Source organism: Pseudonocardia sulfidoxydans NBRC 16205 (genome assembly GCF_007989085.1).
GTDB lineage: Bacteria > Actinomycetota > Actinomycetes > Mycobacteriales > Pseudonocardiaceae > Pseudonocardia > Pseudonocardia sulfidoxydans.
Genome location: NZ_BJVJ01000022.1, coordinates 25085 through 49479, shown reverse-complemented (window position 1 = coordinate 49479; position 24395 = coordinate 25085). Strand labels below are relative to the sequence as shown.

The 24395-nt window shown below is 72.9% G+C and carries 19 protein-coding genes and 1 riboswitch; of the genes, 17 read left to right on the top strand and 2 right to left on the bottom strand.

From position 1 onward, the window contains the following. Position 1: 1 nt before the first annotated feature. The 9 genes from PSU4_RS13165 (at position 2) to PSU4_RS13125 (ending at position 11395) form a co-directional block, all read left to right on the top strand. Positions 2 to 1894: a hydantoinase B/oxoprolinase family protein gene (locus PSU4_RS13165; RefSeq protein WP_147107220.1), complete on the top strand. Its 1893-nt coding sequence runs from the start codon at positions 2 to 4 to the stop codon at positions 1892 to 1894. Positions 1895 to 2000: 106 nt separating this feature from the next. Continuing rightward, complete coding sequence (locus PSU4_RS13160; protein WP_147107216.1) at positions 2001 to 2840, top strand: IclR family transcriptional regulator; 840 nt, start codon at positions 2001 to 2003, stop codon at positions 2838 to 2840. A 222-nt stretch (positions 2841 to 3062) separates the two neighbouring features. Next, a complete protein-coding gene (locus PSU4_RS13155; RefSeq protein ID WP_186816909.1) occupies positions 3063 to 4535 on the top strand; it encodes a sugar ABC transporter ATP-binding protein in 1473 nt (490 codons plus the stop codon). Positions 4536 to 4537: 2 nt separating this feature from the next. After that, positions 4538 to 5560 (top strand): ABC transporter permease, encoded by a 1023-nt coding sequence (locus tag PSU4_RS13150; protein WP_147107210.1) that lies wholly within the window; start codon positions 4538 to 4540, stop codon positions 5558 to 5560. A 44-nt stretch (positions 5561 to 5604) separates the two neighbouring features. Further along, positions 5605 to 6642 carry a sugar ABC transporter substrate-binding protein gene (locus PSU4_RS13145; protein WP_147107207.1) on the top strand — a complete coding sequence of 346 codons (1038 nt, stop codon included), beginning with the start codon at positions 5605 to 5607 and terminating at the stop codon, positions 6640 to 6642. Positions 6643 to 6712: 70 nt separating this feature from the next. Then, positions 6713 to 7585: an FAD binding domain-containing protein gene (locus PSU4_RS13140; RefSeq protein WP_147107204.1), complete on the top strand. Its 873-nt coding sequence runs from the start codon at positions 6713 to 6715 to the stop codon at positions 7583 to 7585. Continuing rightward, positions 7582 to 8136, top strand: a complete 555-nt coding sequence (locus tag PSU4_RS13135) for a (2Fe-2S)-binding protein (protein ID WP_147107202.1) — start codon at positions 7582 to 7584, stop codon at positions 8134 to 8136. Before PSU4_RS13140 ends, PSU4_RS13135 begins: the two co-directional genes overlap by 4 nt. Before the next feature lie 3 nt (positions 8137 to 8139). Next, a complete protein-coding gene (gene cutA / locus PSU4_RS13130; protein ID WP_147107199.1) occupies positions 8140 to 10542 on the top strand; it encodes an aerobic carbon-monoxide dehydrogenase large subunit in 2403 nt (800 codons plus the stop codon). Further along, on the top strand, positions 10535 to 11395 hold the full coding sequence (locus tag PSU4_RS13125) for an SDR family oxidoreductase (RefSeq protein WP_222596245.1): 861 nt from the start codon (positions 10535 to 10537) through the stop codon (positions 11393 to 11395). The genes cutA and PSU4_RS13125 overlap by 8 nt, the downstream gene beginning before the upstream one ends. A 40-nt stretch (positions 11396 to 11435) precedes the next feature. On the opposite strand, the gene PSU4_RS13120 is transcribed toward PSU4_RS13125, so the two are convergent. Beyond that, on the bottom strand, positions 11436 to 13049 hold the full coding sequence (locus PSU4_RS13120; protein WP_246115092.1) for a carboxyl transferase domain-containing protein: 1614 nt from the start codon (positions 13047 to 13049) through the stop codon (positions 11436 to 11438). Between the two features lie 92 nt (positions 13050 to 13141). On the opposite strand from PSU4_RS13120, the gene PSU4_RS13115 reads away from it, so the two are divergent. The 5 genes from PSU4_RS13115 to PSU4_RS13095 all read left to right on the top strand — a co-directional run bounded on the left by PSU4_RS13115 (position 13142) and on the right by PSU4_RS13095 (position 18170). Then, on the top strand, positions 13142 to 14614 hold the full coding sequence (locus PSU4_RS13115; RefSeq protein WP_147107195.1) for an amidase: 1473 nt from the start codon (positions 13142 to 13144) through the stop codon (positions 14612 to 14614). Next, on the top strand, positions 14611 to 15402 hold the full coding sequence (locus tag PSU4_RS13110) for a creatininase family protein (protein ID WP_147107193.1): 792 nt from the start codon (positions 14611 to 14613) through the stop codon (positions 15400 to 15402). Before PSU4_RS13115 ends, PSU4_RS13110 begins: the two co-directional genes overlap by 4 nt. A 238-nt stretch (positions 15403 to 15640) precedes the next feature. Next, positions 15641 to 16729, top strand: a complete 1089-nt coding sequence (locus tag PSU4_RS13105; protein WP_147107190.1) for a Rieske 2Fe-2S domain-containing protein — start codon at positions 15641 to 15643, stop codon at positions 16727 to 16729. A 36-nt stretch (positions 16730 to 16765) separates the two neighbouring features. Beyond that, positions 16766 to 16966, top strand: a complete 201-nt coding sequence (locus tag PSU4_RS13100) for a ferredoxin (protein WP_147107187.1) — start codon at positions 16766 to 16768, stop codon at positions 16964 to 16966. Between the two features lie 10 nt (positions 16967 to 16976). Continuing rightward, on the top strand, positions 16977 to 18170 hold the full coding sequence (locus tag PSU4_RS13095; protein WP_147107184.1) for an NAD(P)/FAD-dependent oxidoreductase: 1194 nt from the start codon (positions 16977 to 16979) through the stop codon (positions 18168 to 18170). A 4-nt stretch (positions 18171 to 18174) separates the two neighbouring features. On the opposite strand, the gene PSU4_RS13090 is transcribed toward PSU4_RS13095, so the two are convergent. Next, positions 18175 to 20853: a winged helix-turn-helix domain-containing protein gene (locus PSU4_RS13090; protein WP_147107181.1), complete on the bottom strand. Its 2679-nt coding sequence runs from the start codon at positions 20851 to 20853 to the stop codon at positions 18175 to 18177. A 210-nt stretch (positions 20854 to 21063) separates the two neighbouring features. Between PSU4_RS13090 and PSU4_RS13085 the strand changes: the two genes are divergently transcribed. The 3 genes from PSU4_RS13085 (at position 21064) to PSU4_RS13075 (ending at position 24071) form a co-directional block, all read left to right on the top strand. Next, positions 21064 to 22074 carry an AraC-like ligand-binding domain-containing protein gene (locus PSU4_RS13085; protein WP_147107178.1) on the top strand — a complete coding sequence of 337 codons (1011 nt, stop codon included), beginning with the start codon at positions 21064 to 21066 and terminating at the stop codon, positions 22072 to 22074. Positions 22075 to 22140: 66 nt separating this feature from the next. Beyond that, positions 22141 to 22848 carry an SDR family NAD(P)-dependent oxidoreductase gene (locus tag PSU4_RS13080; RefSeq protein ID WP_147107175.1) on the top strand — a complete coding sequence of 236 codons (708 nt, stop codon included), beginning with the start codon at positions 22141 to 22143 and terminating at the stop codon, positions 22846 to 22848. 5 nt (positions 22849 to 22853) lie between these two features. Continuing rightward, positions 22854 to 24071 carry an acyl-CoA dehydrogenase family protein gene (locus PSU4_RS13075; RefSeq protein WP_246115091.1) on the top strand — a complete coding sequence of 406 codons (1218 nt, stop codon included), beginning with the start codon at positions 22854 to 22856 and terminating at the stop codon, positions 24069 to 24071. Between the two features lie 99 nt (positions 24072 to 24170). Beyond that, positions 24171 to 24266, top strand: a riboswitch (SAM riboswitch). Positions 24267 to 24395 lie beyond the last annotated feature (129 nt).

Here is a 24395-nt window from a genome sequence, read left to right as displayed (position 1 = left end):
CATGGCAACCACGGTTCTGGGCCCGATCGAGCTCGAGGTCATCACCGGCACCATCCGCTCCGCGGAGGTGGAGATCGAGGCCGCCGTCGAGCGGGCCGCGCGGTCCCCGATGATCCGCGACCAGCACGACTACCGCGTCGGTCTCTACGACGCCCGCGGTCGCAAGCTCACCGGGCGCTCCTACGGCTCGCTGATCGAGCCGGTGTTCGAGTTCTTCGGCGACGACATCCACCCCGGCGACGTCTTCTTCTGGAACGACCCCTACAACAGTGCCGGGTCCTGCGGGCACGTTCCCGACCTGTGCACGACGGTGCCGATCTTCCACGGCGACGACCGGCTGCTCGGCTTCGCGCAGGTCTTCGGACACCACGACGACGTCGGCGGCTGCGTGCCGGGCAGCCTGCCGGTGCAGGTCCACGACCAGTGGGGCGAGGGACTGGTCGTCCCGCCGATCAAGCTCTACGACCGCGGTGTCCTCAACGAGACCGCGTTCCGCATCCTGGAGCGCAACTCGCGCCTGCCCGAGCACCTGCGTGGCGACATCGACTCCGAGATCGGCGCCTGCCGGCTGGGGGCGCGGCGGCTGACCGAGCTTGCCGACCGCTACGGCGTCGACGTGCTCGAGGGCGGGTTCGACGCGATCATCGAGAACTGCGCGCGGACCGTCCGCGACGAGCTGCTGCCCAAGATCGCCGACGGCGTCTACACCTTCGAGGACTACGTCGAGTGCGACGGGTTCACCCGCAAGCTCTACGCGATGCGGCTGACCATGACCAAGACCGCGGACCGGATTCTGCTCGACTTCACCGGAACCGACCCGGAGGCCGAGGGTCCGATCAACTGGGCCATCGACTACTGCGAGGGCCGGTTCGTCCGCAAGTGGATGGGTCCGGTACTGCGGTGCCTGGCCGACTCGCCGGAGCGCGCCGCGGAGATCGACATCAACGAGGGCATCCTCGACGTCATCGACGTGGTGTTCCCACCGAAGGGCACGCTCGTCACCCCGCACTTCGGGCGCCCGACGGGCCTGCGGTTCTTCATCCTCATCCGCGCGCTGGGCATCTTCGCGGGCGCGCTGGCCAAGGCCACCGGCGGGCGGATGCCGGCCGACCACGAGACGATCCGGATCTGGGGCCTGCACAGCCGCGACACCGAGGGGAAGCTCTCGCTGTTCCGGGAGGTGCTCGGCGGCGGCGGGCCGGGCCGGCCGTGGGCCGACGGCAGCGACGTCGTGCACATCGTCCCGAACTCGCGCAACCTGCCCGCGGAGTTCTCCGAGCAGCGCTACCCGGTGCTGGTCGAGAGCCTGGAGCTGCGGTCCGACTCCGCCGGCGCGGGCGAGTTCCGCGGCGGGTTCGGGTACCAGAAGAAGATCCGGTCGCTGCGGTCGTCGACGTTGCTGTCCAACGCCGACCGGTCCGAGCTCGCGACGTACGGGGTGAACGGCGGGAAGGCCGGCTGGCCCTACGGCATCGAGGTGGCCCGCGGCGACGGCAGCACGGAGAGCCTGCCCGGCATGATCGACGGTGTGCCCATCGCACCCGACGACCTCGTCACGGTGTGGACGACCGGGGGCGGCGGGTGGGGCGATCCGCTGCGGCGTGACCCGGAGCGCGTCCGTTACGACGTGGCGGTCGGCCTCGTCACCGAGGAGGCGGCACGTCGCGAGTACGGCGTCGTCGTCACCCGGGTGCAGGGAAAGGTCGAGATCGACGAGGTCGCGACGTCGGAGCTGCGCGACGCGCTGCGGTCCGGGCGCGGCGCGGTGCCGATGTTCGACCGCGGCGCCTACTTCGAGTCGGTCAAGGCCGGTGGCGGCCTCGTCCGGCCGGAGGGCTGGTCGGACCCCGACGACGTGCACGCCGTGGTCGACCCGGCCACGCCCGCGGGCTAGGCGCCCGTCGTGTGCCGGGCGGTCGCGCACGGTCGGGGTCGGTGCGCGCCCCGAACCGTCCGGTACCGTCGTGCCCGACTGAGGGGGTGGAGTGGTGTCGTCGGAGGTGGACGGCCCCCCGGGGCGGGCTCGTTCCGAGGGCGACGAGCGCCCGAAGGCGACGCTGCAGGGCGTGATGCGCGCCCTGCGCGTGCTGGAGCTCCTCGCCGAGCGCCCCATGCGTGCCACCGACGCCGCCGAGGCGCTGCAGATGTCGTGGGCGACGCTGCACCGCACGCTGTCGCAGCTGGAGAGCGCGGAGTTCATCACCCGCGACAACGCCGGCGTCTTCCGGATGGGCAGGCGCACCTGGCTGCTGGGATCCACGTATCTCGTCGGGCACCCCCTGCTGGAGCTGGCCATCCCGCTGTTCCGGGAGGCGGCCGAGGACACCCCGTCGGGGGTATACCAGCTGGCCGAGCGCAGCGGGAACCTCGTCGTCACGCTCTACGCCCGCGACGCCATGTCGGGCGAGACGATCACCCGGACCACCTACGGCCACCACTTCCCGATGCACTGCGGCAGCAAGGGTCTGGTCCTGCTCGCCAATCTGCCCCCGGCGGAGATCGACGAGTACCTGGCCGGTCCGCTGGCGAGGCTGACGCCGGAGACCGACACCGACCCGGCGTCGATCAGGCCGAAGCTCGACGTGATCCGTCAGCAGGGTTACTCCCGGACGGTCGGCGACGTCCAGTCGTTCACCGGTTCCCTGTCCGCGCCGGTGCACAACTCGGTCGGCGAGGTCGTGGCGTGCGTGTGCCTGGTGATGGCGCGCACCGAGTTCGACGGCGGACCGGCCGAGGCCGCCGCGCTGCAGAGCGTCCAGCGTGTCGCGCGCACCATCTCGCTGGGCACCGGATGGCAGCCGATGCACTGGGCCACCTACGACAACGGCCGGCCTTCCTGACGCGGTTCCCGCTCGGGTCGGGAGTCGTCCCGACTCCCGCGCGCCCCGGTGCGGGGCTGGTTGTCGGCCCGTGTCCTCGGCGTCACCGTATGTGGTCGGACCGTTCCAGCGCCCGCACGGCCGGGTGACACGGCACCGCTCTTGACAGGGCCGACGTGGCCCAAGACACTCACCGCTGACCGTTGAGCGGCTATGGTATCCGCTCACCGAATACGAGGTGTCATGATCGAGCTCCAGAACGTCAGTAGGTCGTTCCCGGGGGCACGGGCTCTGACCGACGTGTCCGTCGATTTCACGCCGGGACGGGTGCACGCCCTCGTCGGCGAGAACGGTGCCGGCAAGTCGACCCTCATCAAGATCGCGTCCGGCGTCCTGCAGCCCGACTCGGGCGAGATCCGTGTCGACGGCCGGCCGGTCCGGCTGACCCCGCGCGACGCCCGCGAGCTGCACATCCGTGTCCTGCACCAGGAGCGCCAGGTCGCGTTGACCCGGTCGGTCGCCGACAACGTCGTGCTCGGCGAGGCGCCGCGCAACCGGTTCGGACTGTCGGGCCAGTGGCTCGTCGAGCGCGAAGCGCGGCGGCGGCTGCAGCGGGTCGGCGTCGAGCTCGACGTGCGCGCCCCGGTCGCGACGCTGTCGGTCGCGCAGCGCCAGCTGCTCGAGCTGGCCCGCGCGGTCACCTTCGACGCGCGCTGCCTGATCATGGACGAGCCCACCGCGTCGCTGCATCCCGACGAGATCGAGCAGCTCTTCGAGGTCGTCCGCCGCGTGCGCGAGCACGGCGTCAGTGTCGTCTACATCAGCCACCACCTCTCCGAGGTCATCGCGCTCGCCGACGACTACACCGTCCTGCGGGACGGCCGCCGGGTCGGTGGCGGCCTCGTCGAGGACACGACGACGGACGGGCTCGTGGCCCAGATGTTCGGGACCGAGGTGTCGCTGCGCCGCGAGGACATCCACGGCGGCGGCACTGAGCCCGGCGACGTCGCGGCCCGGCTGCGCGACGTGCACTTCGGTCGCCGGCTCAAGGGTGTCGACCTCGACCTGCGGTTCGGGGAGACAGTGGTGATCAACGGTCCGGTCGGTTCCGGCGCCGCCGAGCTGGGCCGGATTCTGAGCGGTGCCGCACGACCGACCGCCGGCTCCGTCGAACTGATGGGGAAACCGGGTTCGACCCGCCGTCGGGCCGCGATGCGCGGGGTCGCGCTCATCCCGGCCGACCGCAAACGCGAAGGGTTGCTGCTCGACCGTCCGATCCACGAGAACAGTGAGCTCGCGGGCGACGCGGCGCGCCCGATGACCTGGTACTCCGCCACCCGCGCGGCCGACCGGTCGCGGCGCGGCGGCCACGGACTGGGGCTCAAGGCCTCCGACGTCCGGCTGCCCGTGCGCGGGCTCAGCGGCGGGAATCAGCAGAAGGTCCTGATCGACCGCTGGCTGCGCGTCGAGGCCCGGGTCCTCGTCCTCGACGAACCCACAGTCGGGATCGACATCCCCAGCAAGGCCGAGATCTACCGACAGCTGCGCGCCCTGACCCGCGCGGGCGCCGCCGTCGTCGTGCTGTCCACCGAGTACCAGGAGATCCGCTGCGTCGCCGACCGGGTGATCGTCATGCGGGACGGTGTCGTGGCGGGGGAGATACCCGGCGTCGACGCGACCGAACAGGCACTGTTCGCCCTCGGAGCCAGGAGCTGACCATGACCACCACCGACGTGCCGCCGGAGGTCGACGCGGCCACCCCACCGCTGCAGCGCCGTGGGCTCTCGCCGCTGATGCGCGAGCACCTGCGGATCTACGCACCGCTCGTCCTCATCGTCGTCGCGCTGGGCGTGGTGACGACCGTGTACAACCCGGCGTTCCTCAGCGGCGCCAACATCGGCCGCCTGCTCGCGGCCAACGCCGTGCTCGGCGTGCTCGTCGTCGGTCAGACGCTCCTGCTGGTCGGCGGACAGCTCGACCTGTCCGTCGGCAGCCTCGTCTCCGTCGGCGGGGTCGTGACGGCGAGCTTCGTGCTGCACGGCCTGCCGACCGTCGTCGTCGTGGCCGTCTGTCTCGTGGCCGGCGCGGTCATCGGGCTCTGCTGGGGCCTGATCGTGGCCTACCTCAAGGTGCCGCCGTTCATCCTCACCCTCGGCGGGCTCGCGGTGTTCGCCTCGCTCGCCCTCACCCTCGCGGCCAGCACACCCATCCCGATGCCGGCCGGCATGACCTGGGTACGCGCCGAGGTCCTCGGCGTCCGGGTCGCGGTCATCGTGTGGGCCCTGGTCATCGTGCTGGGTGCGTTGCTGCTGCACTTCACACGCTTCGGTCGCAACGTCTACGCGGTCGGCGCCAACGAGGAGGCCGCCTTCCTGGCCGGCGTCCCGACCGCCCGGGTCAAGATGGCCCTCTACTCGATCAACGGCCTGCTCGCCGGTCTCGCGGGCGTCATGTTCGCCGGCCGCGTCGGCGCGGGCGACCCCCGCGGCGGCGTCGGCCTCGAACTCACCGTCGTGGCCGCCGCCGTGCTCGGCGGCGCATCGCTCGCCGGCGGCCGCGGCAGCATCGTCGGCGGCGTGCTGGGGGTGCTCGTCGTCGCGATGGTCACCGACTCGCTGTCCTTCCTCGACGTTCCCGACACCTACAACCAGCTGGTGCTCGGCGTGATCCTCATCGGCGCGGTCGCCGTGACCGCGACGTCGGAGATCCGCCGCATCCGGGCGGCGCGCCGGACCGGCTGACGCCCTCCACCGCGCCGGCCCGGCCATCCCCGAAGGAGACCATCATGGCCAAGGACCCCGTTCTGCTGTCCCGTCGCTCGCTGCTGGGCGGCCTCGGCGCGCTGGGCGGCATCGCCCTCGCCACCGCCGCGTGCGGCTCGGGTGGCGGCACCGGCACCGGCGCCGCCGCCGGCTCCGGTTCCGGCTCGGGCGGCGCCGCCAAGACGATCGGTCTGTCGCTCAACGGCGTCGTCGACTACACGAAGTACGTCGCCGAGGGCGTCGCGATGGGTCTCGACGGCGGCAACTACCAGATCAAGGTCGTGCAGGCGAACTTCGACGGCCCCACCGAGCTGCGCAACATCGAGAGCCTGCTCTCCCAGGGTGCCGCGGGCGTCGTCATCAACCCGAACACGATCGAGACGACCCTCAACGGCGTCCGTGAGGCGAAGAGCTCCGACGTCCCCGTCGGCCTCGCGCTCTGGGCCGGGCCGGGGCCGCTCGACCCGTACGTCAGCGGCGTCGCGGACCTCGACTCCGTCAAGGGCGGCACCCTGGTCGGGGACTGGCTCAAGGCCAACGTCACGCCGGGCAAGGTCATCGTCGTGCAAGGCGTCGTCGGCCAGGGCTTCTCCGAGCGGATCGACGAGGGCCTCGACGCCTCGCTCAAGGGCAGCGGCTTCGAGGTGGTCGTGCGCGAGCAGGGCATGTTCGACCGCAACACCGCCGTCGGCGTCGTCGAGCGCGGCCTGCAGGCCCACCCCGACGCGAAGATCGTCGTCTCCTACGCGGCGACGATGGGCGACGGCATCGCCGCCTACCTGAAGCAGAACAACATCACCGACGTCACGCACGTCACCAGCGACGCCGACGAGGAGATGCTGACGTGGCTGGGCACGCCCTTCCTGCGCGCGTCCCGCTTCTACTCGGCCGCCGAGACCGGGCTGATCGCAGCGAAGATCGTGCGGACGGCCGTCGAGGGCGGTTCGCCGCAGTTCCAGAACACCGTGTTCCAGGACATCATGACCGCGGAGAACAAGGACGCGATCCTGGCCCAGCACCCGATCAGGTATCCACAGTTCGCCTCGAAGCTCGCGCTGTGACCCCCGCGACGCGCCGTGGCCGGGCGGCTGCGCACCGGACCGGCGGTACGACGAAGGAAGAAGGTCGGCGATGAAGCCACCCTGCTACGAGTACGTCGCGCCGGACACCCTGGCCGGTGCATTGCGGGTGCGGGCGGAGTGCGAGGACTCCGTGGTCCTCGCGGGTGGTCAGAGCCTCGTTCCCACCCTGAACTTCCGGCTCGCCAACCCCGACACGGTCATCGACCTGCGCCGCGTCGCCGAGCTGGCGACGGTCGACACCCGCGACGGGATGATCCGCGTCGGCGCGATGACCCGCCAGCGGACCCTCGAACGCAACGAGGCCGCCTTCGCCCGCAACCCCCTGATCCGCGAGACGATGGAGTACATCGCCCATCCGGTGATCAGGAGCCGCGGGACGATCGGGGGCAGCGTCGCGCACGCCGACCCGGCGTCCGAGCTGCCGTGCCTGCTCGTGCTGCTCGACGGCGAGCTGACCGCGCGGTCGTCGAGGGGTGAGCGGACGATCCCCGCGGCCGACTTCTTCGAGTTCGTCTTCACCACCGCGCTCGAGCCCGAGGAACTGCTGGTCGAGGTCGCCTTCCCGGTCCTCGAGCCGGGGGAGGGCTGGGCGTTCCGCGAGTTCGCCCGTCGGCACGGCGACTTCGCCGTCGCCGGTGCCGGCGCGACCCTGCTGCTCGACGACGCCGGCCGCATCGCGCGGGCCCGGCTCGCGGCCTGCGGCGTCGCCACCACCCCGGTGCGGCTGCGCGCGGCCGAGGAGGCGCTGCGCGGGGCCGAGCCGGGCACCGAGGCGTTCCGGGCAGCCGGCGAGCTGGCTCGCGACGCCGTGACCACCGTCGACGACACCGCCGCGAGTGCCGACTACCGGCGCCACCTGCTGAGCGGGCTGGTGAACGACGTCCTGACGCGGGCGGCCGCGCGGGCGAGAGGACCACGATGAACGGCAACCACGGCACGGACCACCTCGATGCCGAACCGGTCGACGGCGACACACGCTACGGCCCCGACGACCGGATCGCGATCTCGCTGACGGTCAACGGGGAAAAGGTCGAGGCGGCGGTGTCACCCCGCCTGCTGCTGTCGGACTTCCTGCGCGGCGACCTCGGCCTGACCGGGACGCACGTCGGCTGCGAGCACGGCGTCTGCGGGGCGTGCACCGTCCACCTCGACGGGATGCCCGCCCGCTCCTGCCTGACCATGGCCGTGCAGGTCGACGGCATGGAGGTCCGCACCGTCGAGGGCCTCGCCGAGCCCGACGGCACGCTGCACCCGGTGCAGCGCGCGTTCCGGGAGTGCCACGGCCTGCAGTGCGGGTTCTGCACACCCGGGTTCCTGATGGCGGTGACCCACCTCGTCGAGAACGAGGAGCTGGCCGAGACCGACGACGGCCTGCGCGCCCAGCTCGCCGGAAACTTGTGCCGCTGCACGGGCTACATGGGCATCGTCGCGGCCACCCGCCGGGCCGCCGCCGAGATCGCGTCGAAGGGATAGCCGATGTCCACCCGCCAGTTCGGCGCCCGCGTCCAGCGCAACGAGGACGCGCGCCTGATCACCGGCCGCGGCCGATTCGTCGACGACCTGCCGCTCGACGGCGTGCTGCACGGCGCCTTCGCCCGCAGTGCCGTGGCCCGCGGCCGCATCACCCACCTCGACACGACCGCGGCGCGGGCCCTGCCGGGCGTGCACCGCGTCTACACACACGCCGACCTCGGCGAGCTCGACGTCACGATGCCGCTGCTGATCCCGCACCCGTGCATCGGCCACCCGCGCACCCAGTACCCGCTCGCGCACGAGGACGTCTACCACGTCGGGCAGGCGATCGCGTTCGTCGTCGCCGACGACCGCTACATCGCCGAGGACGCGGCGCGGCTGATCGAGATCGACTACGACATCCTGCCGGTCGAGGTCGACCCCGCCAAGGCCGCACTCGACGGCGCACCGCTGGTGCACGAGGACGTCCCGAACAACATCGCGGCACACCTCGTGCAGGTCAGCGGCGATCCCGACGCCGCGTTCGCGGCCGCCGACCACGTCACCCGCATCCAGGTGCGCGTCGACCGCAGCACCGCCGCGCCGATGGAATGCCTGAGCACGGCGGCCCGCTGGGACGCGGTCTCGGGCGAGCTCACCGTGTGGGACGGCACCCAGGCCCCGATCGGCCTGCGCGGCGCCCTGTCGAGCCTGTTCGACCTCGACGAGGACAAGGTGCGCGTCGTCGCCCCCGACGTCGGTGGCGGCTTCGGGCCCAAGATCGTGTTCCCGTACAGCAACGAGATCCTCGTGCCGTTCGCGGCGAAGGACCTGCGCCGGCCGGTCAAGTGGGTCGAGGACCGCTCCGAGAATTTCGTGCACATGACCCACGAGCGGACCCAGATCCACGACATCGAGCTCGCCGCGACCAGCGACGGCGTCGTCCTGGGCCTGCGGGACACGTTCCTGCACGACACCGGCTCGTTCATCCCCTACGGCATCGCCGTCGCGCAGGTCGCGTCCACCCAGATCGCCGGTCCGTACCGCATCCCGGCGATCCACGTGACGTTCGACTGCGTCTACACCCCGACGGTCCCCGTGACGCCCTACCGCGGTTGCGGACGCCCACAGGCGAACTTCGCGATCGAACGTGCGATGGACCAGCTCGCGGCCGAGCTGGGCATCGACCGCTTCGAGATCCGGCGGCGCAACTTCATCGCCCCCGACGAGTTCCCCTACACCCGCCCGGACCTGGTCTTCGCCGACGGGCTGCCGGTCACGCTCGACAGCGGACGCTACGACGACGCACTGGCCGCGCTGGAGAAGGCGCTCGACCTCGACGCGATCCGCGCCGAGCAGGAACAGGCCCGTGCCGAGGGCCGCCTGCTCGGCCTCGGCCTGTCGTTCTACGTCGAGGGAACCGGGCTCGGTCCGTACGAGGGCGCGAAGATCCGGCTGCACCCGATCACCGGGAAGGCCTACGTCAACACCGGGCTCACCGCGCAGGGGCAGGGCCACGAGACGGCGTGGGCGCAGATCGTCGCCGACCAGATCGGTGTGCGGCCCGAGGACGTGATCGTCGTCGAGGGCGACACCGGCGTCTTTGACTGGGGCGTGGCGACGTTCGCCAGCCGTGCCGCCGTCGTCAGCGGCAACGCCGTCCACGTCGCCGCAGTGAGCGCGCGGGCCCGGATCGCGCAGGCCGCGGCCAACATGCTCGAGGCGGACCCGGACGACATCGAGCTGGAGAACGGGCGCGCGTTCGTGCGCGGGACGAGCTCGCGGGGTGTCACCCTCGCCGAGGTCGCGACGATGAGCAACCCGCTTCGCTATGCGTTCAACAAGGCCGCGCAGACGGCCACCCAGTTCGCGCCGACGGCACGCAGCACCGGCAAACCGCTGCCCGACGGGGAACGCCCCGGCATCGAGGTCTCCGAGTACTACTCCCCGCCGCACGCGACCTGGGCCTACGGGGTGCACGCCGCGCTCGTCGAGGTCGACCCCGTCACCTGCGACATCGACGTCAAGCGGTACGTGTGCGTGCACGACTGCGGCAACATGATCAACCCGATGATCGTCGAGGGTCAGGTCGCGGGCGGTGTCGCGCAGGGGATGGGCGGCGCGTTCTACGAGAAGCTGGAGTACGACGAGAACGGCGTGCTGCGCAACGCGAGCTTCATGGACTTCCTCGTGCCCTACGCGACGGAGGTCCCGCACATCGAGATGATCCACATGGAGACGCCGTCACCGCTGAACCCGTTGGGCATCAAGGGCGTCGGTGAGGCCGGGACCATCCCGGTCGGGCAGGTCATCGCGTCGGCGGTGGAGGACGCGTTGAGCCCGCTCGGTGCGCCACCGGTGCGGCAGGTTCCGTTGAGCCCCAGCGCGATCCACGACCTGCTGCGCGAGGCGCGGGTGAGTGCGTGACCGGATCGACGGCGGCCGGCGGATGATCCTGGTGACCGCGGCCGGCGGGATGACCGGCCTCGCCGTGACCGCCGCGCTGCGGCGCCGGGGCCTGCCGGTGCGGGCGCTGGTGCGGGGCCGGCGCGCCGCTGCGGAGCTCGCCGCGCTCGGTGCGGAGGTCGTGGTCGGCTCCCTGCGTGACGACGACGCGACGATGGCTGCGCTGCGCGGCTGCGGCGCCGTGTACCTGATCTGGCCGAACTTCGACGCGGACGAGTTCGCCGGCGCGACCCGGCTCGCGCGGCAGGCCTGCGAGGCCGGGGTGGGAAGGCTCGTCTACCACTCGGTGCTGCGCCCCCAGCTGGAGCGGATGCCGCACCACTGGCAGAAACTGCGGGTGGAGGAGTTCCTCGACGCTCTCGACGTGGACCGAAGGGTCGTCCAGCCCTGCGCCTACCTCGACAACATCGGCGGGCAGCTCGACGCCGTACGCCGGACGGGCCGCTTCACCAGCCCGTGGGGGGTAGGAGCGCGACTGTCCTACGTGGACCTCCGCGACGTCGCCGATGCAGCGGCAGTGCTGCTCACGACCGACGGGCTCGGCGGCGGCACCTTCGAGCTGTGCGGGCCGCAGGCCCTCGACGCCGACGACGTCGCCGCGGCCCTGGTGCGCCGGCTCGGACGTGCCGTCCGGGCCGTCGACGCCCCGCCGGCCGCGGCGGCGGACCACGCGGGCCGATGTCTCGCGCTCATGTCCGACCACTACCGCGAGTTCGGGTTCACCGGGACGCCGTTCGTCCTGGAGGCGCTGCTCGGCCGGCCCGCCCGCACGCTCGACGACTACCTCGTGACCCTCGCCGACCGGGCCGGCTGACCGCCGGCCCCGGCCGGCGCCGGAGGACGTGTTCCCCGGGTCAGGCGGGAGGCAGGGCGACGAGCCGGTGGCCGCGGGCCACCCGTTCGGCGCTGCGCAGTGCGGTGTCGCCCGAGCCCAGGCGCCGCAGCTCCTCGGCGATCACGTCGGCGACGCGGCGGGCGAACGCCTCCGGCTCGTCGGCGGCGTCGGGGAGTTCGTCGAGCACCCGGTCGACGACGCCGGCATCGAGGAGGTCGGTTGCCCGGACGTGCTGCGCCTCGGTGATCTCAGGGGCCCGGCGCGGGTCGCCGAAGCGGATCGTGGCGGCGCCCTCGGGCGGCAGCGGCCCGAGCCAGGCGTGCCGGGCGGCGACGACGCGGTCGGCCGGCAGCAGCGCGATCGCGGCGCCGCCGGTGCCCTGGCCGAGCAGCACCGAGAGCGTGGGTGCGGGCAGTTGCTGCAGGTCGGCGAGGCAGCGGGCGATCTCCCCGGCGAGGCCACCCCACTCCGCGGCCGGGCTGAGCTCCGCGCCGGCGGTGTCGATCACGGTGACGAACGGCAGGCCGAGCTCGCCGGCGAGCCGCATCCCGCGGCGCGCGGTGCGCAGGTCGGCGGGTGTCGGCGGCCGGGAGACGGTGCGGTCGTGGCCGGCGAGCACACAGGCCGTGCCGCCGAACCGGACGAGCGCCAGGACCAGCGCCTCGCCGCGCTCGCCCGCCCCGGTCCCGCTGAGGGGGAGCGCGTCCTCGGCCTGGCGCAGGACGGCGTGCAGCCCCGGCCGGCCCGGGTGGCGGGTCCGGCGGACGGACTCCCACGCGGGGGGCTCGGGCACCGGGCCTCGGGGCGTGGGCGCGGGGGTGGCGGCGTCGGTGGCGGGCGGTTGTGGCGCGAGCAGCGCGAGTGCGCGCGCGGCGATCCCGCGCAGCAGCGATGTCGGCAGCACCGCGTCGACGAGGCCGTGGTCGTGGAGGGCCTCAGCGGTCTGGACGCCGGCAGGGAAGGGGCGTCCGTGCAGCGCCTCGTAGACCGTCGGCCCGAGGAAGCCGATGAGGGCGCCGGGTTCGGCGACGGTGACGTGGCCGAGCGACCCCCACGAGGCGAGCACGCCACCGGTGGTCGGGTGCCGCAGGTGGACGAGGTAGGGCAGGCCCGCGGCCTTGTGCGCGGTCACCGCGGCGACGATCGGCGCCATCCGCACGAATGCGGGCGTCCCCTCCTGCATCCGCGTTCCGCCGGAGGCCGCGGAGGCGAGCAGCGGGAGCCGGGCGGCGGTGGCCCGCTCGACGGCGGCGACGATCCTGCCGGCGGCGGTCGCGCCGATCGAACCGCCGAGGAACCCGTACTCGCTGCAGACGACGGCGACCGCCCGGCCGGCGATCCGGCCCTGACCGGTGACGATCGCCTCGTCGGCGCCACTACGCCGAGCGGCGGCGGCCAGCGCGGTCCGGTAGTCGTCGTCGGCCACCGGCGGTGGTGGGGCGTCCCAGCCGACGAAGGTGCCGGTGTCGAGCACCGTGGCGATCAGCGACGCGGCCCCGGGCATCACCCCGCCCTCCGTGACGTCGGGGTGACCGTGGGGCGGGACGTGCCGGGACGGGCTGTGGCCATCGCTGATCGTCTCCTCGGTCCGGCGGTGGGGGCCTCCGACGGCGTTGACGGTCGGCGGCGCCACCTGCTTGACTGTCCGCAAGAAGGATGACATATCCGCTCAGCGGACAGGAGAGGGCGTATGTCACATCCGCTTCGTGCGGCGGGGCCGCCCCCGTGACGGCCGATGAGCTGTGCTTCCTCCCGGCACGGGAGATGGCCGATCTCGTCCGCACCGGGCAGGTGTCGGCGGTGGAGCTCGTCCGTGCCCACCTCGACCGGACCGACGCCGTGAACCCGGTCGTCAACGCGATCGTGACGCTCGTGCCGGAACAGGCGCTCGCCGACGCCGCCCGGGCCGACCAGGACCGCGCTGCCGGCCGCCTGCGCGGTCCGCTGCACGGGATACCGGTGGCGCACAAGGACACCCACCGCACCGCCGGCCTCCGCACCACCTACGGCTCGCGCATCTTCGCCGACCACGTCCCCGACGACGACGAGCTCGTCGTCGAACGCATCCGCGCGGCAGGCGCGATCACGATCGGCAAGACCAACGTCCCCGAGTTCGCGGCCGGCTCGCACACGTTCAACGAGGTGTTCGGGCTCACCCGCAACCCCTACGCGCTCGACCGGTCGGCGGGTGGCAGCAGCGGCGGTGCGGCCGCAGCTCTGGCCTGCGGGATGCACCCGCTGGCCGACGGCAACGACATGGGGGGCTCGCTGCGCAACCCGGCGTCGTTCTGCAACGTCGTCGGCCTGCGGCCGTCGTCCGGACGGGTGCCGCAGTACCCGTCGGTGCTGCCGTGGTCGAGCCTGACCGTTCCCGGCCCGATGGCCCGCTCGGTCGACGACGTCGCGCTGCTGCTGTCGGTGATCGCCGGGCCGGACCCGCGGTGCCCGATCAGCCTGGCCGACGACCCTCGAACGCTCGACGGCCCACTCGAGGTCGACCTGCACGGGGTGCGGGTGGCGTGGGCGCCGGACCTCGGCGGCGCGGTGGCGCTCGATCCGGCCGTCGCGGACGTGCTCGCACGACAGGTGGGCGTCCTCGAAGGCCTCGGCTGCACGGTCGTCGAGGAGCACCCCGACCTCGCCGGCGCCGACGAGGTCTTCCGCACCCTGCGCGCGTGGCAGTTCCAGCTCGCCTACGGCGACCTGCTCGACGCGCACCGGGACCTGGTCAAGCCGAGCCTGGTCGCGAATATCGAGGCCGGCCGTGCACTGCGCGCCGAGGACGTCGCCCGCGCCGAGCGCACCCGCGGCGAGCTGTGGGAACGGATGCGCTCGTTCTTCGCCGGCTACGACGTCCTCGTCGCCGCGGTCAGCCCGGTGCCCCCGTTCGACGCCCGGCTCGAGTACCCCCGCCTCCCGGCGGCCGGCGACGGCGGCCCCGCGGGCGGGGCCGGATACCTCGACTGGATGCGCCTCGCCTACTGGATCAGTGCGACGGGATGCCCGGCGTTGTCGGTACCGGCCGGTTTCACCGACGACGGGCTGCCCGTCGGCATGCAGATCGTCGGCCCACCCGGCGCCGACCGGCGGGTCCTCGAGATCGGCCACATGTTCGAGACGTCCACCGGGCACGGCCGCCGGCGGCCGCCCGTCGTCGACGCGACGGCTGCGGCCGTCGCGGGAGGAGAGTCCCGATGAAGATCGCCCACATGAGCTGGCGGCAGGTCCAGGAGGCCATCGATCGCGAGGCCCTGGTCATCCTGCCCACCGGCGCCACCGAGGCGCACGGCGCGCACATGCCCAACGACGCCGACACCCACCAGGCCGAGCACGTCGCGACGCTGGTGGCGGAGCGGCTCGGTGCCGTCGTCGCCCCGCCCCTGCCCTACGGGATCTCGAAGACCTTCGAGTCGTTCACCGGCACGATCTCCCTGTCGGTGCCGCTCTACCAGGAGCTCGTCTACGAGGTCGGGACGGCGCTGATCAAGCAGGGGTTCCGCAAGCTGCTGATCCTCAACGGGAACCGGCCCAACGGGACCGCGAACGACGCGGTGGCCCGGCGGTTGATCGACGACCTCGACACGACCTTCGCCCCGACGGTGACGGCCGTCAGCTACTGGGAGCCCGCGGCGGCCCGGATCCACGCGCTGCGCCGGTCCGAGGTCGGCGGCATGGGCCACGGCTGCGAGTTCGAGACGTCGTTCCAGCTCGCCGTCCGCCCGGAGCTCGTCGACATGGCCGCGATCGAGGGGGTGGCGACGCCGCTGGTCGGTTGGGACCTCGTCGCCCCGGTCACGCCGTCGCGGACGTACACGACCCGGCCGAGCCCCTCGACCAACGACACCTCGATCTTCGGTGACCCGCACGTGGCGTCCGCGGAGAGCGGCCGTGCGTTCCTCGACGCCGTCGTCGAGGAGCTCGTCGTCATGATGACCGACATCCGGCCGTCCTACGCCGACCGACGGGTGCCCGCCGGCACGCCGTAGCGGGAGGACGTCCACGCCTCGCGGGCCGCGGCCGACCAGCCGCCGCGGCCCGCGTCGGCATGTCCGAACCCGTTCGCGCGCATGCAGTTCCGGGTGCCGGGTCACCCGTCGCGGGTGAGGGGTTCGGCCCGAGGGGTCACCCGCCCCGTGTGTCGACTCGATCTCCGTGACGCCCGACACTGTGGACCGGAGCCGGACATGACGCCCCCACCTCACCGCCGAGAAAGGGACCTCCACCATGACGCTCACCGACCTCCCGGACGAGTCCGCGTTCACCTCGCGGGTCAACGAGTTCAACGCCGACGGCGAGGCCCGGATCTACCGCTCGTTGCGGCACTTCTGGCATCCCATCGCCTACGCCGAGGATCTCGGGGACACGCCGATCCGGGCGACGCTCATGGGGCAGCAGCTGGTCGTCGTCCGGTTGGACGGCGAGGTTTGTGTTTTCGACGACCTGTGCGCGCACCGCGGGTCCGCACTGTCGATCGGCACCGTGATCGGCGGCCGCGAGCTGCAGTGCCCTTACCACGGCTGGCAGTACGACGGCAGCGGCCGCTGCACCCTCGCACCCCAGCGCCCCGACCTCGCGGGCCACCTCCGGGCGAGCGTGCACAAGTACCTGTCGGCGGAACGCTACGGGCTGATCTGGGCCTGCCTGGTCGACGAGCCGTACTACCCGCTGCCGGAGTACCCCCAGTTCGACGACCCGGGGCTGCACCACATCGCGTGCCGTCCGCTGACCGACTGGGACTGCAGCGCGCCACGCCGGGTCGAGAACTACACCGACTACTCGCACTTCGCGATCCTGCACGACGGTTACCTGGGCGACGCGTCGCAGCCCGCGGTGCCGGGCCACGACGTCTGGCGCGACGAGAACCGCCTCGAGAACCTGCAGGACAAGAAGACGCTCGTGCGGGTGCCGGTCGACTCGGCGGCCTGGGGCGGCAAGGACCTGCCCGAGGACCCGTACGTCTACTTCTCCATCGACTGGCGGGTGTTCATGCCGCTGACCTGCATGCTCAACATCGTCTTCTCCGACGGCAACAAGTACAACCTGCTGTTCCACCCGACCCCGCTGGGCCCGCGCAGCATCCGCAACTTCACCATCGCCGGCCGCGACTTCGGCGACCCGGCGAAGGCCGACGAGGAGCTGGGTGGGTTCGTCCACTTCATCTACGAGCAGGACCGCCCGGTGGTCGAGTCGCAGCGCCCCGAGGAACTGCCCGAGGACCTGTCCGAGGAGATGCACCTCAAGGGCGTCGACAAGTACTCCATCGAGTACCGGCGCTGGTTGTTCGAGCTGGCCGAGAAGCTCGGCGGCAGCTGAAACCGGCGCGACCGGCCCGACGGAGAAGGAGGAGACATGGCGGACGTGACGATCGACTGGGACCGGTGCATCCATTCGGGGATGTGCACCACGATCGCGGCGAACGTGTTCGGGATGGGGCCCGACGCGCGGCTGGTTGTGCTGCACCACACCGTGACCGGCGCCGACCTCGACAGCGTGCACGACGCCGCGGCCTGCTGCCCGGTCGACGCCATCGGCGTCGCGGCCGAGGGCTGAGGGCACCGGGATGGGGACGCGGCGGGTGGTCGTCGCCGGCGGCGGGCTGGCCGCGGTGCGGGTCACTGAGTTCCTCAGGCGCAGGGGATTCGACGGGTCGGTCGTCGTGCTCGGTGACGAGCCGCACCTGCCCTACGACCGTCCGCCGCTGTCCAAGGAGGTCCTCACCGGGAAGGTCAAGCCGCAGGACGCCACGTTCAAGGACGAGCAGGCCTTCGCCGACCTCGACGTCGAGCTGCGTACGGGTTGCGCGGTCCTCGGTCTCGACCCCGGGCGCCGCGTCGTCGAGACCGCCGCGGGTCCGGTGCCCTACGACGACCTGGTCGTCTGCACGGGCGCACGGCCCCGGCCGGTCCCGTGGGACATCCCAGCGGAGGGCGTGTTCGCGCTGCGGACCGTCGACGACGCGGCGGCGATCCGGGCGGAGCTCGAACGGTGCCCGACCGTCGTCGTCGCGGGGGCCGGGTTCGTCGGTGCCGAGGTGGCGTCCAGCGCGCGGGCGCTGGGGCTCGACGTCACCGTCGTCGAGGTGCAGCCGACGCCGCTCGTGCGGGCCGTGGGGCCCCGGGTGGACGCGGCGTTCGTGTCGATGCACCGCGACAACGGCACCGACCTACGGTGCGGGGTCGGCATCGCCGAGGTCCTGGGCCGCGGGCGGGTCGAGGCGGTCCGGCTCAGCGACGGCAGCGTGCTCCCGTGCGACCTGCTCGTCGCCGGCCTCGGCGTGGTGCCCAACGTCGAGTGGCTCGCGGGGTCGGGCCTGCGCATCGACGACGGCCTGGTGTGCGACGAGCAGCTGTGCGCGGGCCCGTCGAACATCCACGCCGCGGGTGACGTCGCGCGCTGGACCGACACTTCGACCGGGCGGACGGCGCGCGGTCAGCAGTGGATGGTCGCGGTCGAGCAGGCCCGCCACGTCGCGAACCGGCTCACCGGCGGCACGCCCGGCCCGTTCACCAGCGGACGCTACTTCTGGACGCACCAGTACGGCCACCACTTCCAGTTCGCCGGCGACCCGTGCGCCCCGGATGTCCGCATGCTCTGCGGTGGGCTGGAGGCCGACGAGTTCGTGGTCGGCTACGGCGACGGCGGGCGCCTGGTCGGGGTGCTGGCCAAGAACCGGTCGGCCGCGTTCGTCCGCGCCAAGACGGCGATGGACCGGGGTGTGGCGTGGGCCGACGTGCACGCGGCGGTTCTCGGCTGACCTGTCACCCCCTGCCGGGGCCGGGCCGCACGATGCCCAGCGCGACGCCGCGCGCCACCGCCTGCCGTCGGCTGCTCACACCGAGCTTGCGGTAGACGTTCTTCAGGTGGGTCTTCACGGTGTTGACCGACACGAACATCTCGGCGCCGATCTCGGCGGCGGTGAGCATTGCCGCGAGGTGGCCGAGGACCTCGGCCTCCCGGTCGGAGAGCACCTCCGCGCCGGGGGCGGCCGTCCCGGCCACGGCGGCGTCGTCGGACCCGAGCAGGTCCGCCACGAACCGCCGGTGCGCCGGGCAGCCACGGTGGGCCTCGAGCAGCGCCCGCGCCGCGTCGAACTGCAGGAACGGCTGCCGGTAGTCGCCGGGAAGTGCGAGGTCCAAGGCGTCCTCGAGGACGCGGTCGGCATCGTCAGGACGGCCCAGCTCCGCGGTCAGGACCGCCGTCAGCACACGGGCCTGCAGGTGCTGGTCCAGGAACCCGCTCCCGGTGCCGCCGGGCGCCGACCCCACGACTGCCAGTGCGCCGGCGACGTCACCACGGGCCCTCGCCAGCTCGGCCTCGGCGACCGCGAGGCCCACCGACCGCTGCCCGCCGCGATGGGGGGCGAGGCGGCGGTCCGCCTCGTCGAGCCGGCCCGTCGCCACCAGGAGCCGGACGACCTCGGCCCGGATGTAGGAGCGGAAGACGAAGCGGTCGATGACGTCGCCGAGGTTGCCCTCCGCGGCGGCCAGGAGCGCGAGGGCGGCGTCGCGGTTGCGGCGCAACGACTGCACGAGGCCTTGCACCATGTGGATCGCCGCGAGCAGGGCGGCGTCACCGCTCGGCGCGGCCAGCTCGGCCCGGTCCAGGTAGAGGTCGGCCTCGTCGAGCCGGTTCCACAGGAAGTGCGCCCAGCCCAGGGCGTGCCACGTGACGGCCATCTGCGGCGTCGCGCCCCAGCCGCGCCGTTGTGCGAGCTCGACGGCCTCCTGCGCCGCGTCGACGGCCTCCACGGGCCGGTCCTGCGCCGTCAGGACCACGGCCAGCTGGCTCAGGAAGCCCGTGACCAGATAGTCGTGGCCAGTCGTCCGGGCGATCCGGAGGCCCTCGCGCAGGATCTCCTGCGACGCGCCACGACGCCCGGTGAAGTACTCGCACACGCCGAGAGCGAGCAGGGCCATGGCCCGCAACGGGTCGTCGACCTCCAGGGCGGGAGACGCCAGCACGGCCTCGCCCGCGTGCCGTGCCGCGTGGATGTCGCCGCCGAGCTGGGCCAGCCGCAGCCGCACCGTCGCGGCCACCGCCGCGGCCCTGGTCCGGTCAGTGCCGTCGAGACCGCCGAGCAGCTGCTCCCCGGTCTCGACGTCGGCCTGCGCGAGCCGGTCGCGTCCCGACTCCAGGTGTAGGACCGCGCGCACGAGGACGAGCTCGGCGTCCCCGGACACGGTGTTGCGGGGCAGCAGGTCGAGCACCCGGGTGAGCGTCGTGAGCTCGCCGTCGAGCACGAGGCGCAGCCACACCCTGCCGAGGGCGAGCCGGGCGGTCGCGAGGTCGCCGCCGTCGACGGCGTGCCGGACGGCTGCCACCGGGTCGCCGCGCGCGGCGTGCCAGCGCGCCGCCGTGCGGTGCTGGGCCCGCATCAGCTGCGGGTCGTCGCGGCGCAGCGTCGAGCGCAGGGTCTCGGCGAACAGCTGGTGGTAGCGGTACCAGGGGCGCCGCCCCTGGATCCCGATGAGCGTGTTGGTCCGGGCCATCGTCTCGAGCAGCTGCTCGGAGTCGGCCCGGCCGGTCAGCGCGTCGGCCAGGTCGGCGGTCAGCGTGTCGGCCACGCAGGTGAGCAGCAGGAACTCGCGCGTCACCGGGTCCTGGCGGTCGAAGACCTCGTTGATGAAGTACTCGGCGACGACCGCTTCCTCCCCCGTCAGGTCCGTGAGGGTGGCGGGCGGGCCCGCGGTACCGGACATCGCCAGCTCCGCGAGCCGTACGCCGGCGGGCCACCCCTCGGTGCGCTGCAGCAACCGCGCGGTGTCCGCCGGGGCGACCTCGTGTCCCGCGGCGTCGAGGACGGACGAGAGCTCGGCGTCGGTGAACGCCAGCGCGGCCGCGTTGATCTCCAGGACCTCGTCGAGGACGCGCATGCGGCCCAACGGGATTCCGGGCAGGAACCGGCCCGACAGGACGAGCCGGAAGTTCGGTGGCGCGTGCGCGACCAGGTAGGTGAGCGCCGCCGGGATGCTCGGCTCGCCGATCTCGTGGACGTCGTCGATCATGAGGCAGACCGGTTCGGGGAGCGCGGCGAGCACGTCGATCATCTCGGCGACGAACCGCGCGTCGTTCGACGTGGCGCGGGTGGGTCGCATCGTCGAGAGCGCATGGTCGGGGTGCAGGGCCAGCGCGTGCGCCATCGTCGTGATCACGTGCGACCAGAAGCGGACCGGGTCGTCGTCCTCGCCGTCGACCGACAGCCAGGCGACGACGCGATCGTCGGCGGGCTGCTGGAGCCATGTCGACAGCAGCGTGGTCTTGCCCCAGCCCGCCGGGGCCACGACCGTCACGAGCGGGTAGCGGCTGCCGTCCTCGAGTAGGCGGAACAGCCGCGGCCGTGGCACCACGGCGCCCCGGGAGGTCGGCACGACGATCTTGCGCGCGACCAACGGGTCGGGCATCGGCGCCCCGTTCCGTCCCTGCGCCGCGTCGCGCATGGTTGCTCCTGTGGTCGGGACAGACGTCCAGCCGCGTGGTTCAAGGTCTGAACCTTAAAGCCGGACAGCAACGGAGGTCCATCGTCCGTGCGTCGGTGCGCGAGTGCGCGATCTGGCGGGCCCCGGTGCGCGCAACGGCGGGTCACGGCTGGTCACGGCGCCTACAGTCTGTGCAGGCCCGACCGGGTCGCCGGACCGAGGAGGTGGCGGATGGTCGTGAGTCGTGCGACGGCCCTGCCCGCACGCCACCTCACCGCGGCGGCGGAGGTCGACGACCGGGACGGGTTCGCCTCGCTCCTGGGGTCGACGTTCGCGCCGGTCCGCGTCCGGCCGCTCGCCGACGGGACGTTCCGCAGCTCGCTGCGCAGCGCGGCCGCGGGCGAGGTCCGGGTCTCGGCGATGAGCGGCAGCCCGTGCGTCGTGACCCGGGACGCCGACCTGATCCGCGCCTCGGATCCCGGCTTCCTGACGGTCGCGCTGCACCGGGCGGGACGGGCCGCTGTCGCCCAGGACGGGCGGCACTGTCTGGTGGGGCCCGGTGACCTGGTCAACTACGTCACCTCGCGACCGTACGAGCTGACGTTCTGGGAGCCGTACGAGACGGTCGTGATCACCGTCCCGCTGGCGGCGCTGGGGTCGCACGCGGACACGTTGGCCGGGCGCACGGCGATCGCCGTCGCCACCGACAGCGGGCCCCGCGACGTGGTGGGGACCCTGTTCGAGGGGCTCGCCGCGAAGATCGGCGACTGCACCGCGGGCGAGGCGAACTGCAGCAAGGAGTACCTCGCCGACGCGATCGTGTCGCTGGTGCTCGCGGAACTGGTCGACATCCCGCCTCTCGGCGCCGGGGAGGACCTCGCCGACCGGATGCTGGCGCACTGTCTGTCGCACCTGTCCGATCCGCGCCTCACGGTCGAGTCGGTGGCGCGTGCGCACGGGGTGTCGGTGCGGTACCTGCACAAGGTCCTCGCGCCGCGCGCGATCACGCTGTCGGCCTGGATCCGGCGGCAGCGGCTGGAACGCATCTGCCGGGACCTGGCCGACGAGTCGCTGTCGGGCCGCACCGTCTCGGCGATCGCCGCGCGCTGGGGGATGACCGACGCCGGGCACCTCAGCCGTGCTCTGAAGTCGGAGTTCGGCGTGACGGCGACCGAGATCCGCCGCTCGGGCCGCTGGGAGCGCGGCGGCCCGCGCCCCGCCGCGGGGCTCGCCACCGCCTGACCCCGGCCGTGTCACCTGTGGCTCCGTTCGACCTGCACTGTCCACTGTGTACGAAGGGAGACCGTCATGTCCGCTCCGAAGGTCGCGATCGTCACCGGCGCCTCGCGCGGGATCGGTGCCGGGGTCGTCGAGGGCTACCGCAAGCTGGGGTACGCCGTCGTCGCGACGTCACGCTCCATCGGCCCGTCCGACGACCCGCAGGTGCTCACCGTCGCCGGCGACCTCGCCGAGCCGGGGACCGCGGACCGCGTCGTCGATGCCGCGCTCGACCGTTTCGGGCGCATCGACTCCCTGGTCAACAACGCCGGCGCGTTCCTCGCCAAGCCGTTCACCGCCTACACCGACGAGGACTTCGCGACGGTCGTGAGCCTCAACCTGGCCGGCTTCTTCGCCGTCACCCGTCGTGCCGTCGTGCCGATGGTCGAGCAGGGGTCGGGGCACGTCGTCACGATCACGACGTCGTTGGTCGACCACGCCCTGAGCGTGGTGCCGTCCGTGCTCGCGGCGCTGACGAAGGGCGGCCTCGACGCCGCCACCCGGTCGCTCGCCATCGAGCTCGCCGCAGCCGGGGTCCGGGTCAACGCGTTGTCGCCGGGGATCATCAAGACCCCGATGCACCCCGTCGAGGCGCACAGCGCCTACGCGGGACTGCACCCGTTGGGGCGCATGGGGGAGATCGACGAGATCGTCCACGGCGTCATGTATCTCGAGACCGCGGCGTTCGTGACGGGGGAGACCCTGCACGTCGACGGCGGCCAGAGCGCGGGACACTGAGCGCGGTGCCGGCAGCAGAGCTGAAGTCGTTGCGCGCCAACGCCCGCGAGTTCGCCGGTGACGTCCTGTCGAAGGCGCGTGAGACAACCGAGGCGCTCCCGACGGCGACCGAGCGCTACCGGGCGACCCGCCCGTTCTACGAGCAGCTGGTCGCGGCCGGGTTCCTGCGCGCGCTGATCCCGCAGGCCCTCGGCGGCGACGGGACCGGGGCGTCGGCCGCCGCGGTCCTCGCCGAGGAACTCGTCGCGGGCGACCCGAGCGTCGCGCTCAATCTGTTCTCGACCGGACTCGGCCTCACCCCGCTGCTGCGGGCCGGCAACGCGGACCAGCACGCCCGGTACCTGCCGCCGTTCCTGGCGACGACCGGTGCCCCGCTCGCATCGCTCGCCCTCAGCGAACCCGGTGGCACCGCGAACCTGGACGAGCCCGGCCCCGACACCGGCCTGTGCACGACCGCCCGCCGCGAGGACGGGCACTGGGTCGTGAACGGGCAGAAGCAGTGGGTCTCGCACGCGACCGGCTGGGGCGGCACCGGGCCGGACCTGATGACCGTCGTCGCCCGCGCCGGCGACGACCCGGCCACCGCCCTCGTCGTGCTGCTGGTCCCCGGCCCGGTCGACGGCCTGCGCATCGACGCGGTGCTCGACCCCCTCGGACACCGCTCGCACCTGCTGCCGCGGTTCTCGCTCGTCGACGTCCGGGTGCCCGAGGCCGACCTCGTCGGCGAGGTCGGTGACGGGCTCGGCATCGTCACCGCGGCGTTCGGTGGCGCGCTCATCGGCGCCTGCGCGGCGGGTGTCATGCGGGTCGCGTTCGACGCGGCGCTGGCCTTCGCCCGCACCGACCGCCGCGGCGGGCGGGTCCCGGTCGTCGAGCACCAGGGTGTCGGGTTCCTGCTGGCCGACGTCAAGACCCGCATCGAGGCCGTCCGCAGCCTCACCTACCGGGCCTGCGCCGCCCTGGACGCGGGATCGCCGGCCGCGGAGGAACTGTCCGTGCACGCCAAGGTGTTCGGGTCCGAGGCCGCGGTGCAGTCGCTGCTCGACCTCATGCGCGTCGTCGGCGTCGACTCCTACGGCCACCACCTCCCCCTCGCCGGGCTCGTCCAGGACGCGCTGGCGTATCCGCTGTTCAGCGGGGGCAACATCGGGTTCCGACGCCGTCGCCTGCAGGCCCTGCTCGCCGACCCCACCTACGACCCGTGGGCGACGATCGACGTCTGACCAGGGCGCCCGTCCCACATCGCGGGAAGAATTGTCCGTGTTGACAGGCGCCGGGTTGCGGAACCTACAGTCGACGTACGGCGCGGAACCCCCTCGCCGGCACCATCCAGAGCGGCTGAGAGACCCGGCTCGACGACGCCGCAGCAACCCCCCGCCTCGCGCGGGTGCGGGTGCTCCCGCCGGGTGCGATGGAGGAAGCGATGAGCCCGGAGCGGTGGTCACGTCGGCGCCACGTCGACTTCGGCAGGACCGAGGCCGCGCTCTGTCGGTGACGCCGCGCGCGTCCCTCCGCTGACACCCGCCACCCGGCCGAGGCCGGACCAG

Excerpts from the sequence above, each read along its gene's own strand:
- PSU4_RS13090 (WP_147107181.1), bottom strand. The coding sequence starts at position 20,853 with ATGCGCGACGCGGCGCAGGGACGGAACGGGGCGCCGATGCCCGACCCG.
- PSU4_RS13135 (WP_147107202.1), top strand. The coding sequence starts at position 7,582 with ATGAACGGCAACCACGGCACGGACCACCTCGATGCCGAACCGGTCGAC.
- PSU4_RS13105 (WP_147107190.1), top strand. The coding sequence starts at position 15,641 with ATGACGCTCACCGACCTCCCGGACGAGTCCGCGTTCACCTCGCGGGTC.
- PSU4_RS13150 (WP_147107210.1), top strand. The coding sequence starts at position 4,538 with ATGACCACCACCGACGTGCCGCCGGAGGTCGACGCGGCCACCCCACCG.
- cutA (WP_147107199.1), top strand. The coding sequence starts at position 8,140 with ATGTCCACCCGCCAGTTCGGCGCCCGCGTCCAGCGCAACGAGGACGCG.
- PSU4_RS13085 (WP_147107178.1), top strand. The coding sequence starts at position 21,064 with ATGGTCGTGAGTCGTGCGACGGCCCTGCCCGCACGCCACCTCACCGCG.
- PSU4_RS13110 (WP_147107193.1), top strand. The coding sequence starts at position 14,611 with ATGAAGATCGCCCACATGAGCTGGCGGCAGGTCCAGGAGGCCATCGAT.
- PSU4_RS13100 (WP_147107187.1), top strand. The coding sequence starts at position 16,766 with ATGGCGGACGTGACGATCGACTGGGACCGGTGCATCCATTCGGGGATG.
- PSU4_RS13080 (WP_147107175.1), top strand. The coding sequence starts at position 22,141 with ATGTCCGCTCCGAAGGTCGCGATCGTCACCGGCGCCTCGCGCGGGATC.
- PSU4_RS13140 (WP_147107204.1), top strand. The coding sequence starts at position 6,713 with ATGAAGCCACCCTGCTACGAGTACGTCGCGCCGGACACCCTGGCCGGT.
- PSU4_RS13145 (WP_147107207.1), top strand. The coding sequence starts at position 5,605 with ATGGCCAAGGACCCCGTTCTGCTGTCCCGTCGCTCGCTGCTGGGCGGC.
- PSU4_RS13155 (WP_186816909.1), top strand. The coding sequence starts at position 3,063 with ATGATCGAGCTCCAGAACGTCAGTAGGTCGTTCCCGGGGGCACGGGCT.
- PSU4_RS13095 (WP_147107184.1), top strand. The coding sequence starts at position 16,977 with ATGGGGACGCGGCGGGTGGTCGTCGCCGGCGGCGGGCTGGCCGCGGTG.
- PSU4_RS13165 (WP_147107220.1), top strand. The coding sequence starts at position 2 with ATGGCAACCACGGTTCTGGGCCCGATCGAGCTCGAGGTCATCACCGGC.